13 protein-coding genes and 3 pseudogenes are annotated in these 14,541 nt (G+C 30.8%); 3 read left to right on the top strand and 13 right to left on the bottom strand.

The annotated features are described in order from the left end of the window. Positions 1–217: 217 nt before the first annotated feature. Positions 218–658 carry a class I SAM-dependent methyltransferase gene (locus tag DYE57_RS12215; protein ID WP_232619686.1) on the bottom strand — a complete coding sequence of 147 codons (441 nt, stop codon included), beginning with the start codon at positions 656–658 and terminating at the stop codon, positions 218–220. 158 nt (positions 659–816) lie between these two features. Here DYE57_RS12215 and nikA point away from each other — a divergent pair, with 158 nt between their 5' ends. After that, positions 817–2,292 (top strand): nickel ABC transporter substrate-binding protein, encoded by a 1,476-nt coding sequence (gene nikA, locus DYE57_RS02430; RefSeq protein WP_115312730.1) that lies wholly within the window; start codon positions 817–819, stop codon positions 2,290–2,292. Positions 2,293–2,369: 77 nt separating this feature from the next. Here the strand turns inward: nikA and DYE57_RS02425 are convergent. From DYE57_RS02425 to DYE57_RS02405, 5 genes and pseudogenes are all read right to left on the bottom strand, one after another. Further along, positions 2,370–2,905: pseudogene (locus tag DYE57_RS02425) on the bottom strand (GNAT family N-acetyltransferase). A 104-nt stretch (positions 2,906–3,009) separates the two neighbouring features. Further along, positions 3,010–3,741, bottom strand: a pseudogene (locus DYE57_RS02420) (formate/nitrite transporter family protein). A 510-nt stretch (positions 3,742–4,251) separates the two neighbouring features. After that, entirely contained in the window at positions 4,252–4,719 is a 468-nt protein-coding gene (locus tag DYE57_RS02415) for an SRPBCC family protein (RefSeq protein ID WP_115312729.1), read from the bottom strand. Between the two features lie 114 nt (positions 4,720–4,833). Then, positions 4,834–5,427: a DsbA family protein gene (locus DYE57_RS02410; protein ID WP_115312728.1), complete on the bottom strand. Its 594-nt coding sequence runs from the start codon at positions 5,425–5,427 to the stop codon at positions 4,834–4,836. Between the two features lie 24 nt (positions 5,428–5,451). Beyond that, positions 5,452–5,829, bottom strand: coding sequence for a DUF4467 domain-containing protein (locus DYE57_RS02405; RefSeq protein ID WP_185802536.1), 378 nt, complete (start codon positions 5,827–5,829; stop codon positions 5,452–5,454). A gap of 359 nt (positions 5,830–6,188) precedes the next feature. On the opposite strand from DYE57_RS02405, the gene DYE57_RS02400 reads away from it, so the two are divergent. After that, positions 6,189–7,436, top strand: coding sequence for an aminoacyltransferase (locus tag DYE57_RS02400; protein WP_115312727.1), 1,248 nt, complete (start codon positions 6,189–6,191; stop codon positions 7,434–7,436). A gap of 54 nt (positions 7,437–7,490) precedes the next feature. Here the strand turns inward: DYE57_RS02400 and DYE57_RS02395 are convergent, their stop codons facing one another. The 5 genes and pseudogenes from DYE57_RS02395 to DYE57_RS02375 all read right to left on the bottom strand — a co-directional run bounded on the left by DYE57_RS02395 (position 7,491) and on the right by DYE57_RS02375 (position 11,900). Continuing rightward, complete coding sequence (locus DYE57_RS02395; protein ID WP_238994485.1) at positions 7,491–7,844, bottom strand: ASCH domain-containing protein; 354 nt, start codon at positions 7,842–7,844, stop codon at positions 7,491–7,493. Positions 7,845–8,104: 260 nt separating this feature from the next. Further along, entirely contained in the window at positions 8,105–8,836 is a 732-nt protein-coding gene (locus tag DYE57_RS02390) for an amino acid ABC transporter ATP-binding protein (protein WP_115312725.1), read from the bottom strand. Continuing rightward, a complete protein-coding gene (locus DYE57_RS02385) occupies positions 8,833–9,552 on the bottom strand; it encodes an amino acid ABC transporter permease (RefSeq protein ID WP_115312724.1) in 720 nt (239 codons plus the stop codon). The genes DYE57_RS02390 and DYE57_RS02385 overlap by 4 nt, the downstream gene beginning before the upstream one ends. Further along, the gene (locus DYE57_RS02380; RefSeq protein ID WP_115312723.1) at positions 9,533–10,324 is read right to left on the bottom strand and encodes a transporter substrate-binding domain-containing protein; all 792 of its coding nucleotides are present in this window, start codon (positions 10,322–10,324) and stop codon (positions 9,533–9,535) included. The genes DYE57_RS02385 and DYE57_RS02380 overlap by 20 nt, the downstream gene beginning before the upstream one ends. 127 nt (positions 10,325–10,451) lie before the next feature. Continuing rightward, positions 10,452–11,900, bottom strand: a pseudogene (locus DYE57_RS02375) (MDR family MFS transporter). 191 nt (positions 11,901–12,091) lie between these two features. Between DYE57_RS02375 and DYE57_RS02370 the strand changes: the two are divergent. Then, positions 12,092–12,199, top strand: a complete 108-nt coding sequence (locus DYE57_RS02370; RefSeq protein WP_115312722.1) for a putative metal homeostasis protein — start codon at positions 12,092–12,094, stop codon at positions 12,197–12,199. 204 nt (positions 12,200–12,403) lie between these two features. Here DYE57_RS02370 and DYE57_RS02365 read toward each other — a convergent pair whose 3' ends face one another. Further along, a complete protein-coding gene (locus DYE57_RS02365) occupies positions 12,404–13,093 on the bottom strand; it encodes a 2,3-diphosphoglycerate-dependent phosphoglycerate mutase (protein ID WP_115312721.1) in 690 nt (229 codons plus the stop codon). 416 nt (positions 13,094–13,509) lie between these two features. Beyond that, on the bottom strand, positions 13,510–14,388 hold the full coding sequence (locus tag DYE57_RS02360; RefSeq protein ID WP_115312720.1) for a cation diffusion facilitator family transporter: 879 nt from the start codon (positions 14,386–14,388) through the stop codon (positions 13,510–13,512). Positions 14,389–14,541: the final 153 nt, after the last annotated feature.

The raw sequence follows: 14,541 nt of genomic DNA, 5'->3' as shown, positions 1-14,541 counted from the left end.
GTCTAAAATCAAAAACAATATTATTTATAACTAATGCAAATTACTTAATAACGTGTATGCTAAACACAGGAACTGGATTATAAAATGCGCTATTAAACGGACTAACTCTTTGATGCGTTGTAAAATCGATTTCGACCTTAGATGCACCAATTTCGTCTAGTAATTATTGGTCATATAAAGGTCTTTCGCGATGATTAATCAAAATTTTCCTTTTAAGTTACTCATATTTCTCGAGCATCGACTTATCAATGTTTCGATGAATATGCTGTTGAGATAACAAAGCACTATTTATAAAATCATCTTTACCATAATCAGCATCAAAGTTAATGAGGTGTCCTTTTGGCTTAAGGACTCTCAACCATTCTTTATATGCTCTTAGAGGGGTAAGCATTAACCATGTCACATTTCTAGCGATAACCAAATCAAAAGTTGCATCATCAAAGTGCAAATGTGCTGCATCCATAACCTTAAAAGTTGCGGGTATTTTTATATCTTGCGCTAAAGTATGTGTACAGTTAATCATTTCACTTGAAATATCAATACCTGTAACAATACAACCTTCTTGTGCACACGTCATTGCTAAAAATCCGGCTCCTGTGCCGATGTCTAGAACTTTCACATTATCATTAAGTTTGATGTGACGTTCGATTTCTGACAACCATAACTGAGTTTGTTAGCTTTCAAGTTCTTCTTTTTTATTCTGAGCAAAGGAAGCTGCGCGTGCATTCCAGTAGTTAATAATATTGGTTTTAATCATAGACATTTTAAACTCCTATACCTTTTCATGTCATTCATTTTTTAGAAAGGACTTATTTCATGAAAAAATTTATAACTCTTATTGTAATGATATCTTTTATTTTAGCAAGCTGTGGAGGTAATTCAAACAATGATAAAAATACTTTGAATGTAGAAATCCCTTTGAAAACAAAATCAATCGCACCATATGAAACAGATATTCCTGTAAGAGTTGGCGCATTGGAATCATTATTTAAAATGTCAAAAGATGGAAAAGTTAAACCACTTTTAGTAAAAAGTTATCATCAAAAATCAGATGATACTCTAGAACTCACTTTAAAAGATAATGTAAAATTCCAAAATGGACATCAATTAACAGGTGAAGCAGTTAAAAAAAGTCTAGAAGAAGCCATGAAAAAAAGTGATTTATTAAAAGGATCTTTACCTATAAAATCAATATCTGCAAACAATCAAAAAGTAACAATTACTACAAATGAACCTTATCCAGAATTAAAATCAGAGCTTGCTAATCCATTTGCGGCGATTTATGATATCAAAGCGAATAGTAAAGTCACTGATAAACCAGTGGGAACAGGCCCTTATCAAATTGATAAATATCAACGCTCTCAAAAAATTGAGTTATCTAAATTTAAAGATTATTGGCAAGGAACCCCTCAATTAAATAAGATTAATGTCACTTACCATGAAGACGGAAACACGCGTGTAGATAATCTTTTATCAAGTAAATCTGATTTAACAACTGACGTCCCTATTGATCGAATTAATGATGTTAAACAATCTAAAAAAGCTGACATCCAAAGCACATCTGGTTTCAGAACACATTTACTGTTATATAATCACGAAAGTAATAAAATGAATAAAAATGTCAGAGAAGCTTTAGATATGATTATTAATCGTAAAGAAATAGCTCAAAATGTTTCTAAAAATTACGCAAAACCTGCGGCAGGACCTTTTAATCACAGATTAAAATCATTAGAAAAAGAACAGGTTCAACCTCAAAATATTGACAAAGCTAAAAAGCTTCTAGCTAAAGAGTGCTATACTCAATCCAATCCTTTAAAACTGAAAATGTCAACATACAATGGTCGACCTGAATTGCCTAAAATTGGACAGGTAATTCAATCTGAAGCTAAAAAAGCCAATATAGATATCCAGTTACATAACGTTGATGATATTGATGGTTACTTAAAAGATACAAAAGCTTGGGACATCTCAATGTATAGTTACTTAAGTATCCCTCGTGGTGACACTGGTTATTTCTTTAACACAGCATATTTATCTGATGGTGCTTTAAATAAAGGTCATTATAATAATAAAGACGTTACTCAATTGATTAAAAAGCTAAACACTACTTTTGGTGATAAACAACGAGCTACTGTAACTAATGAAATTTTAGATCAATCAAAACAAGATATTCCAAACAGTTATATTACTTATAATCATCAGATTGACGGTGTGAGCAATAAAGTTAAACATTTTAAAGTGACGCCTGAATCTATATATTTAATTGATTATAAACTTAGTAAAAGTGAATAAAGTATCAATAGATAACAAAGCCACCTCTATGTTATGTATCAAACATCTTTTAGAGGTGGTTTTTCAAATTCAATATTTTAAAAAGATGGGTGACCTAATATTTCTTCACTAAATTTTTCCGGTATTAAAACTTTACGCATGAATACACCTAAATCACCATCATCATTCTCATGTTCAGCATAACTTTCATATCCCCTTCTTTCATAAATCTTAGAACCACGGATGTATACGTGCTGATGTACCTAAAGTAACAGCAGCGGCTTTTAAGGTGTCTCTTAAAAAAGTTTCTTCAACATACTTCAATAATTGACTCCCATAACCTCTACCGTCATATGAAGGGTGGGTTTGCAAACCACCATACAAATAGATAACCAGAGATTTGTTTAGTGATCTCCCAAGGATATCTCACTGTAATGGTCGAAATAATCTCTTTCTCATTTTCCAATACAAAAGTCGTATTATGCTTTAAATTGTCTCTCACTACATCTAAAGTCGCGTTAACAGATGGCCAATTAATGCCTAAATTTCTTAGTGGTGTAAATGCATCATACATTAATTGATGTATCTCTTTTGTATCTTGTTCATTTGCAATTCTTATTTGTATCTCTGACATTCTCTTACTCCCCTTAATTTATCTATATACCTGAATAATAGCGTAATTTTTTAAAGGAAGTTAGTCAATATTTTAATCATTATACTTGATAACTTTAAAACCTCTTAAAACTGAATGCTATTACGTTTACCATTTAAATATGCATAAACAAGTCCAATAAAAATTCCTCCACCGATAAAGTTACTGAAAAAAGCAAATATTACATTTTTTAATACACCTAACCTTGATAAAGCATCATCATTAAAGAAAATCATACCTGCATATAGTCCAGCATTAAAAACAACGTGTTCGTATCCCATAAATACAAAAACGACTACACCACAAGCGATATAGAACGCCTTTGATAGACCTTCTTTAAATTGCATAGATATAAAAATACCGATATTGATAAAGAAGTTACAAAAAATCCCTTTAATTAAAATATTTAGCCATGTAGATTCAATTGTTTTTTATGTACCAGTGCTTTTAAACTACCTGTCATTTCCAGTGTCATCACATGAGCATACTTCATTAAAAAGAATAAAATAAAACCACCAATGATATTACCTAATGAAACAAAAAATTAATATCCACGTCATTTTCTTTAAACTTATCGCTTTATAGTACCAACCTACAGAGAAATACATAAAATTACTTGTCAGTAATTCGCTATTAGTTAAAACGACGAGCACAAGACCTAAACTAAATGCAATTACTCCCATCAAATTAATCAAACCATCATTATGCGTGATAGCAAACTGTGTTTTGATTGCTAACATGAAAACTGTAACGATAGACAATAAAAAGCCTGCCATTATAGCTTTAAGTGTATAACGCATTGGTGTTTGATCCGCCATAAATTCTTTTATTTGAACTTGTCCAACTATTTTATGAATAATGGACTTTTTAGCATATGTATCTTCAATACTTTTACTGTTCTTCAATATGTCAACTCATCCTATCTCAATTTAAAATGTACTCTCATTTATTATATTGGTTAGAATATAATATGTGTATATTAAATTTTATTTATATGAAAATTTAATTACTAAAATAAAAATTACATTATGCTAGCTCAATTAAGAATAAAACTGAGTGGGATAGAATTGGTATTGGATTTGTTGTTCCAACGCACCCCCGAACCCCAACTTTCTTTGTCTGTTATTTGAAATTCTCTATGTTGGGGCCTCACTATGGTTGAAAAAAGCTTGATACTTGAAGTGTATTTTCAGTTTAGTCGATTATCAATACAAAAAATGCCTGAGACAATGATTGATGTCCCAGACTCGGTATTTTAAAAATTTTGTGAGAATTAATTATTAATAAGCTATTTTCAACTACACATCTCACTTATAAAGAATTCCAATTTATCTTTTTAGCAACAATTCTAATTGATCAAGTGTTGAATTCATACCTTGTTCTACTCCCATATCTAATGCTTGTTGTGCAGCATCTTGAGTAGAAAATACTGATGTGGAAGTTACAGTTGTTCGACCCTGCTTTTCTTTAAAGTCTAAAAAGATTCGCATCTTAGACATACTCATATCTTTTTCTCCCTGTGGTGTAGCGAAATAATCTAAGTACTCAATATGATGCGGACGCTTTACATTTTGATATTCAGAAACTGTATAACTTGTCATATTAGATGTTTTAATTGCGAAAAATGCTCTACCACCTTCTACAGCATTAAATTCATAAACCTTCGTTGTAGTACCTTGTGGATGAAACCATTTTTCAAAAAGCGATTTATGTGTGTATGCATCAAACACGCTATCAATAGATGCATCGAATGTTCTTGAAAAAATAATTCTATTTTTATCTTTTTTAACTGACATCGTCGAACCTCATAAATTCATTTTTAGTAAAACTCTCAAATCTAGCAATATGAGAGGAACTAAAATATTATTTTATTAAAAATATTGATATAGTTCCTCTCATTTAATTAACATTTATTCATTTTCCAATAACTCAACGTAATTACTAAAATGATATGGATCTTCAACTTTCTTACCTTTAACAAACGCTGTTGGTACCTGTTTTATATGATTATCTTTAGCTATTTGTTGATCCTTTTTAGCTTCTTTCCATGATGTCGAGCCATTTGTTTTATAATCTTTTTTAATAGCTTTTTTATCTTCTTTGCTGATATTTAATTTATCGATTTGTCGATCAACTAATTTCTCAGTAATCCACTGTTTATCTTCATCTTGTTGTTGTTTAAACATTGATTTTTGGAATTGGAGTGAATACTTAGGGGCATAGTGATTGACTGCATGTTGTGCTCTTGAACCTATAATGGAATCTTTTCCTAAGAAAGCTAAATTCACGTATTGAAATTTAACATTATTCGTATCAATATATTTCTTTTTTAATTGTGACATGACGTTTTCTTCTACTTTTTTACAGTACGAACATTTAAAGTCACCAAATATCATTACAACAGGTTTACCTTTTTCCGACTCTTTTAAAGAACTTGATTGATTTGAACAACTATACAATGCTATCATACATATAATACATACAAATCCAATTACTTTTTTCATTGGTGCTCCTTCACACTAAAATGATTAATTCATATTTTCTTCTTTATAATCCGGTTCATGGGCTTGATAATACCTTTTGGAATTAAAATCCTTTTTGTAATGCGCTTTACTATTCTCAAATTCATATGTATAGTAACAGACTTCAGCATCATCACTTAGAGGTTTGTATTCCAAAATTACATATTTACCTTTGTTAAAAACATAAATATTAGCATCTTTTTTATCAAAATGCTTTACTTCATCACCTGAATCATTTTTAGCAATTTTTTGTTGTTTTTTTTCTTGTATCTTCACAGCCTTATCTATTTTATCTGTATACTTACCACTACTACATCCAACAAGTAGTATTACCAATACAGCCAAGATAACTGCTAACTTTTTCAAATTACTCACTCCTACCATCATTATCTATTTTAATAAACTTAATCTATTATCGGCTTCACCGATTTTATCATAGTTACAAGTTCCCTTAGAAGTCTTCTTTCTCTATAAATTACTACTTTTTTGATAATTAATTAACAAAAATATTTTACCTTTTCTTTCTAAATTTTATCATATCATCTAAATAGTTAAGATGCGATTTGATTTTATTTTTGATAACTCTTTAACCTTTATACATATTCTATCTAGAGTAAAATTATCTAAGACAAGAGTATGATACAATTTTATATGTTATTATGTGTAATGATGTTTAGAGTTTGGTAATATATTACTCGTGGAAATTTTGACTAGGAAATAGATATTAGAGGGGAAGATATATAATGAATTTTGTTAACTTAACTTCTGAAGAATTTAATCAGTTTACTTCAGAAAATTTTTCTCATTATACTCAATCGAGTATACATTATGATAATCGTAATAAAACGAAAGGTGACGTTCATCTTGTGGGAGTTAAAGATGATGATGGTAACGTCATTGCTGCATGTTTGTTAACAGAAGCACGTTCTCTTAAGTTCTTCAAATATTTTTATACACATAGAGGTCCAGTCATGGACTATGGTAATTTAGTGTTAGTTCGTTTCTTCTTTAAATCCCTCACTGAATATTTAAAAAAACGTAATTGTTTATACGTACTTGTAGATCCTTATCTGTTAGAAAATATACGTAATGCTGATGGAGAAATTGTAGAATCACATGATAATAGACCATTCATTAAAACGATGGAAGATTTAGGCTATAAGCATCAAGGATATACAGTTGGTTATGATACAATGAGTCAAATTCGTTGGCTATCAGTTTTAAATCTTAAAAATAAATCTGAAGATCAACTAATGAAAGAAATGGATTATCAAACACGTCGAAATATTAAAAAAACTTATGAGATGGGCGTTCAAGTAAAAACGTTACCTATTGAAGAGACAGATACATTTTTTGAATTATTCCAAATGGCAGAAGAAAAACACGGCTTTAAATTCCGTGAAAAACCATATTTTGTAGAAATGCAAAAAACTTATGAAGATCATGCAATGCTAAAACTTGCTTATATCGACTTACAAGACTATTTGAACACATTACATCATAAACATGATGACCTTGAGAAACAGCTTAAAGAAGTGGAAAAAACATTAGAAGAAAATCCTAATTCTAAAAAGAATAAAACAAAGCATACTCAAGTCAAACAGCAATATGATAGTAATGAACGTAAAATAAACCAAACTAAAGAAAAAATAGCAGAAGAAGGACAAGTAATTAACCTGGCTGCAGCATTGTATATTTATAATGAGCATGAAGTCTATTACTTATCTAGTGGTTCAAACCCTAAATATAATGCTTATATGGGAGCGTATCGCTTACAATGGGATATGATTAAATTTGCGAAAAAACACAATATTGATCGTTACAACTTCTATGGTATCACTGGAGACTTCAGTGAACTTGCAGAAGACACAGGTGTTCAAAAGTTCAAAGAAGGTTTCAATGCGCAAGTCTATGAATATATTGGAGACTTTATTAAACCTATCAAACCACTATTCTATAAAGTAAAGCGAACACTTGAAAACCGTAAATAATGAAAAACGTACCGCATGATACACTAGATTAAATCATACGGTACGTTTTCTTATTTAAATTAATTCGATTTTCAATGCGACTACACCATAGTTCAACTCATCTTGTTGGTCATAAATTGAATATAGTCTAGAAACTTTTTGAGCCAAAGTCTCTTGATTATCAAAACCTAATTCAACATTATCGTAATGACTTAATAATTGTTGAAATGTATCATAGGTATCTTTCTCAATAACTTTAACTTTTAATTTAACTTCTGGTTCTTCTACTTTAGAAAATATAATCACATCATCAATTTGAACCGACTGTCTTTTCACATCATTTAAACGAATTTCAATTTTTTTATTACCCGAACGGGCAGCTTCAAATGGTCCATATAATAATTTCATCGAGTGTTCCAAATTTCCCACCTCTAAGTAATGATTATGAATTCAATCACACTTACTTTAACACAATAAAAGCCTAAGACATCAATCAATATCTTAGGCATCTTTTACGTGTTGGTAGTCGATGACTGAATTGAAAATTTACTTATATCAAGCTTTTTTCAAAATTAGTCCGAGCCCAACATTAGGAATTTCATTCAGAAATTTTACAACAATACTAATTGTGTCTCGGAACCCAGAATGGGACAATGAATTCAATACGAATGCTGTACCACTCTCATCATCTAATCGTCATTTATTACGTTAAGAAATCGTTTTAATTCTTCTGTTTTTGGATGTGTAAATAGTTCATTAGGTAAACCTTGCTCAACAATAACACCTTCATGAATAAATGCAATCTGATTGGAAACCTCTTTTGCAAAACGCATTTCATGTGTAACTATTACCATTGTCATACCTTCATCTGCTAACTCTTTAACCACTTTAAGTACATCATTAACTAATTCTGGATCAAGTGCTGATGTAGGTTCATCAAATAACATGACTTTAGGGTTCATCGCTAAAGCACGAGCTATCCCTACACGTTGTTGTTGTCCGCCAGATAACGCGTGGGGCCATTGATTCTTTACATGAGTGAGTCCAACTTTTTCTAGTAACTCCATCGCTTGTTGTGTTGCTTCTTGTTTATTCATTTTCTTTACAGCGATAAGACCTTCCATCACATTCTCTATTGCAGATTTATGTGGAAACAAGTTGTAACTTTGAAAGACCATACCTGATTGTTGACGTACTGTAATTTGTGACTTTTTATCCTTCTCGGTATATGTTTGTCGATTAACATAAACTGTTCCTTCAGTAGGTATTTCCAGTGCATTAATCATTCTTAGTAATGTAGTTTTGCCTGAACCTGAACGACCAATCAAAGTGACAACTTCACCTTTGTTAACTTTTAAATCAATACCTTTAATTACTTCAGTACCATTAAAAGATTTATGGATATTTGATAATTCAATCATGAGCGATACCCTCTTTCAATGCGTGATTCATACCATCCTTGAATCACTGAAATAATAAAACATACTACCCAGTACATTGATGCGACTAAAAGATATATTGTTAAGTACTCATATGTTGTTGAGGCAACTTCTTGAGCCTTTCTAAACATTTCAGCTACAAGGATAAATCCTACTAATGACGTATCTTTAATCAGCCCTAAAAATGTATTACCTAACGCTGGGATAGATACTCTAATTGCCTGTGGTAAAATAATGCGTTGAACTGTTTGTCGATAATTCATACCAATCGAATATGCCGCTTCAGTTTGACCTTTAGGAATGGAAAGAATTCCACCACGAATAATTTCTGAAGCATATGCCCCTACATTCAAGGACAATCCAATAATCGCTGCAACAACTGGAGCTAATGTCCATTGATTATCTGCATCATTTATTATTAATCTACCAAGTTCTGGAATACCATAAAATATAATAAATAGTTGAACAATCATCGGAGTTCCACGAATAATTGAAACATAAATGCGCGCAATGCCTTTTAAATTTTTACTAGTTGATATACGCATTAGAGCAGTAAACAACGCTATAATTAATCCCAAAATAAATGTAACTAAAGTAATAGGGATTGAGTATTTCACCAATCCCTCTAACATAGGGCCAAAAGCCTGTTTAGCAGCATCTAAAGCGTGTTGCTGTTCATCATTCAGACTTAGAAACATCTTGACCAAACCATTTCTTACCTATTTTAGCTAATTCACCATTGTCTTTAATCTTTTTGAGACCTTTATTAAATTTTTCAACTGTTTTATCGTCAACCTTCTTAGAAAATGCAAAAGCTGATTTACTTTGTTCAGCATGACCTTTAATTACTTTAATCTTAACATTAGGCTTTTGTTTTTTATAATCTAAATAAGATAAACTATCATTAAAAGTTCCATCCACGCGCTTTGAAAGTAATAAATCCATAGATTGATTAAATCCATCTACTTTAGCAATACTAGCACCTTTATCCTTCGCTAATTGACCGTAATTAGAAGTAAATGTTTGTGCTAACTTTTTATCTTTTACATCATTAAATGATTTAATATTCTTTTCATTTTCACGAACTACAAGCACCGCACTTGAATATGTATATGGATCTGAAAATTTATATTTTTTCTGTCTATCTTTATTAATTCCAACTTGGTTGGCAATGACATCAAAACGTCCTGTATCTAAACCAGCAAACATTGAATCCCATGATGTTTCATTAAATTTTAATTTAAGATTTTCTTCTTTAGCTACTGCTTTAATTACATCAATATCGTAGCCAGTAAGTTGATCTTTCTTATTATGAAAAGTAAAAGGTGCATATGTACCTTCAGTACCTACTCGTATTGTATTTCCATCTTTATTATCTGATTTACTCTCTTTATCACTAGATGAATTGTTATTACCACATGCTGCTAATATAAAAACAAGTGATACGACACAAAGTAAAAGTCTCTTCATTAATCAAAACTCCTTATTCTTATTATTCTAATCTGAATAAAAACATTTTATCCCTTTCAATTATAATAGTCAACAAGAAGTTCTTTACATCAAATCTATAAATTGAATCTTAAACCAGGTTAGCAGTTTAGTTTTGAATCTTTGTCGTTTGCGACTGTTTAGACTTTTTCTGCAACATAAACGTAAATAAAAAACTAATCACTGTAATTAAAACTGCGAATAAAAAGCTTGCATGATAACCGTGTAGCATTATGTCTATTTTAATTTGTTCAATCATTTCTTGCTTATTCATTCCTTGATAATTACCCATTTTAGGTGAGTAATGTTGACTTGCTTGACTCAAAATAGTTATTAAACCAGCTATACCTATTGATCCAGCAATTTGTTGTGCTGTGTTAGTCATAGATGAACCGTGTGCATTCATTTCTGGAGAGAGCTGATTCATAGTATATGTCATCACAGGCATTAACCCTATTGCGATTCCTATCATACGAGTTGCATATACAGTCGTTAGCATTATAGTTGATGTATGTTCATCCATCACTACGAAGTAAGCAGTTGTTATGATAACAATTAGCATACCAATAATGGCTAAGGGCTTAGCTCCGAACTTTTCATACATGACACCAGAAGTCATGGACATGATTGCCATAACTATAGCTCCAGGTAACAGAATAAGTCCTGAATCAAGGGCAGAGTGATGCAGTAAATTTTTAACGAACATAGGTAATACTGTCTCTGAATCAATCAATGAAACCATAGTGACGGCCATAATTAATATGCCTATAGTAAATTATCTATTTTTAAATACACTAAAATTAAGTAAAGGTATTTTTAAACGTGATTGTCTCTAAATAAACAAAGCAACAAGTATCATACCTCCAATGATTGTTATTAATATTAATGGATTATTCCAACCATCATGTGAAATTGAACTTGTTCCATAGAGTAATCCCCCAAAACCTAAAATAGAGAGTAAAATAGAAAGAATGCCAATGGGTACCTTCATAATAGTTCCTACATTTTTAATTGTGAATAGTGCCATGATAAAAGTGACTGCTGCAATTGGTGCAACAACGTGGAATAAAGATCTTCAATTGAAATACTCTACTAAATATCCTGACAATGTTGGACCGATAGCAGGAGCTAATCCAATAACTAGACCAAATATCCCCATGTATTTACCGCGTTCATTAGGCCCAAATATATCTAAAATAGTTGTCATCATTAATGGCATCATAATACCTGAACCGAGCACTTGAATAATTCTCGCAATAAGCAACATTGAAAAATTAGGACTAAAACCACCTACAATTGTTCCAATGAAAAAGATAAATATACCTGTTAAAAATACTTGTAGTGTCGTAAATCGTTGAATAACAAGTGTTGATAATGGTATGACTACAGCGTTAGTTAGTAAAAATGCAGTTGTTAACCATTGAACTTGGGAATATTCAATATTGAAATCTTTCATAATACTTGGTAATGCTGTTGTTAATAACGTTTCATTTAATAAACCAAAAAACCCTCCGAGCAACATCATTATAATCATGATTAACTTAAATGTTAAGCTCACCCTATTGCCCCTCCATATACAATCAAATAAGACATCAGCTAATTATACATACATATTTATATCTTAATGTTCATTAAGTCGGCTCATCAAAGATTTGACTAATAAAAACTTTACAAATCACAATAATTACTGTTTACAAAGTGATGATTTTCTTTCATAATGTAATGTATCTACATAAGGAGGAAGATATGATGAAACAAGATTTACAAACTGCACGTCGTAATCTTAATAGTCCTAATATTAAAACGCGCAAACGTGCCTTAAAAATAATTAAACAACACCAAAATCAAGATAAATAATAATACTTCTTACTTTATTTAACTGTTCTCTTCAATGGTTAAACCATTGATTTAAATCTTTTCAAACGTATATTTACTTCTTCAAATTCTCAAATACTAACAATATAACTACACAATTGAAAAGCCATTAAATGAAAGTATGACGTTTCATTTAATGGCTTCTTTCTAACTAACATTTTTAATGATATTTAAAAATGATTGCTTCTATTGTAAATAGTATTTATCTTTAACTTCTAAATCGTCTGTAAGTTCATAAACGAGTGGTGCTCCTGTTTTAATTTCATAACCTACAATCTCTTCTTCTGAAAGGTTCTCAAGATATTTAATAAGTGCACGAATTGAATTACCATGTGCAGATACTAACACAGTTTCACCATCTAATAAATGTTGAGAGATACGATCAGCCCAAATAGGAACTACACGTGCTAAAGTATCTTTTAAACTTTCAGAATATGGCATCATTCTTTTATCTAGATGTTGATATCTACGATTGTTTAAATATTCTTCTCTTTGTTCTTCACTTTCTTTTGGAGGTTGAACGTCATAAGAACGTCTCCATTGGTGAACTTGTTCTTCCCCCCATTTTTCTCTGGCAGCATCTTTATTTAAGCCTTGTAAACCTCCATAATGACGTTCATTCAAGCGCCAACTTTTATTAACTGGAATCCATTGTTGTTCAGAACTAGCTAAAATATATTGAGTAGTTTCTAAAGCTCTTGTAAGTAATGATGTGTAAGCAACATCTATTTCAATTTTATTTTCATAAATTTTTTTACCTGCAGTTTGTGCTTCTTCAATACCTTGTTCAGATAATTTTACATCCACCCAACCTGTAAATAAATTTTTTGCATTCCATTCACTTTGTCCGTGACGACATAATATTAAATTTGGCATAAGTTCAAACACCTTTCTCATTTGTAATTATGTAATCAACGTATTAACAATCTCAGTGATGAATTTGTTACATAACAATTAGATTATTAACATGTTCTTACGATTACATGAATCATTGATTTCACTTTTATCTTTCTCTACTCCCATTATAAAACTCTTAAACTTATTTTCCAAAACGATTATATGACTATTTTCGTAATATCTTGTTAACTTAAAGCTTAAAAATAAAAATTTAACTAGATTCGCTGATACAAAAAATAAATGCTAGTCAACATCTGACAGCTAAAGTCATCTCAGAAATAAATACATAAAAAACTGCCAACAAAATTTGAAATGTTTGTCGGCAGCCTAAAAAACACGTACATACTTTTTTATACTGGTTGCCACTCAATTGTATACATAAGATTGGAATAAAGTTATTGTCTAAACTTTGCTTTACTTGGTTCAGGATGCACATAAACGGATGAAATCCCTTTATTATGCAAATGAATTTCTACCCTATCACATATTTGATGTGCCTCATATAAAGATAAATTAGGGTTTACGACAATCGTAGCATCTAAAAAGATACTGCTACCGTGATATCTTCCCTTAACATTGTTGACAGCAATCACATCGTCTACTTCTAAAATATCTTTGCGATATTCTTCTAAATCTTGCTCATTAAAACCATCACTCAAAGCAAAAATAGATTCCTTAAATATCCCAAAGCCTGTATAAATAATCAATAAACCTAAAATATTCGCTAAAATAATGTCGACGATAGGAAACCCAATTTGGGTGAAAATCAGACCAATAGCTGTACCTATACTCACTAAGCTATCAGATAGATTATCTTTTGATGCCGAACTTAATGAACTACTATTTGTTTTTTTAGCAAGTAAAGAGTTAACAAAATATACTCCTAGCATAATGATACCACTGAGTACACTGACGATTATCGTCACGAAATTGGGTACATGTGTGTCTTGAGTAAATAATCTTGGCGCATTCTCAATAACGACTTGTATACCTACAAACATGATAATGAATGAAACTAATAACGTTGAGATATTCTCAGATTTCATATGTCCATACGGATGATTTTTATCTGCAGGTTTAATAGAAATTTTGAGTCCTACAATCACAGCAACTGACACAATAATATCGGTCATATTGTTCAAAGCATCTGCACGAACGGCTGCTGAATCATATACATACCCAGTAATGTATTTAGCGATTGAAAGAACGATATATACCACTAAACTAAGGAAAGCTCCACGTTGAGCAATCTTCAAATTTTCGCTTTGAGACATCCTTACTTACCACCTTAAAATCCTCTAGTAATCATAGTATGAATCATTCATTTGGTCATTACAACGTTTTTTTATTTTCATATTTTTTATATTTATAATCAAATGATTTTTTTAGATAAACCTAATTCAACGTTTCTAGAAAAATAACTTCTC

Origin of the sequence: Staphylococcus saccharolyticus (assembly GCF_900458815.1) — a bacterium.
Taxonomy (GTDB): domain Bacteria; phylum Bacillota; class Bacilli; order Staphylococcales; family Staphylococcaceae; genus Staphylococcus; species Staphylococcus saccharolyticus.
This window is presented reverse-complemented; position numbering and strand designations above follow the sequence as displayed.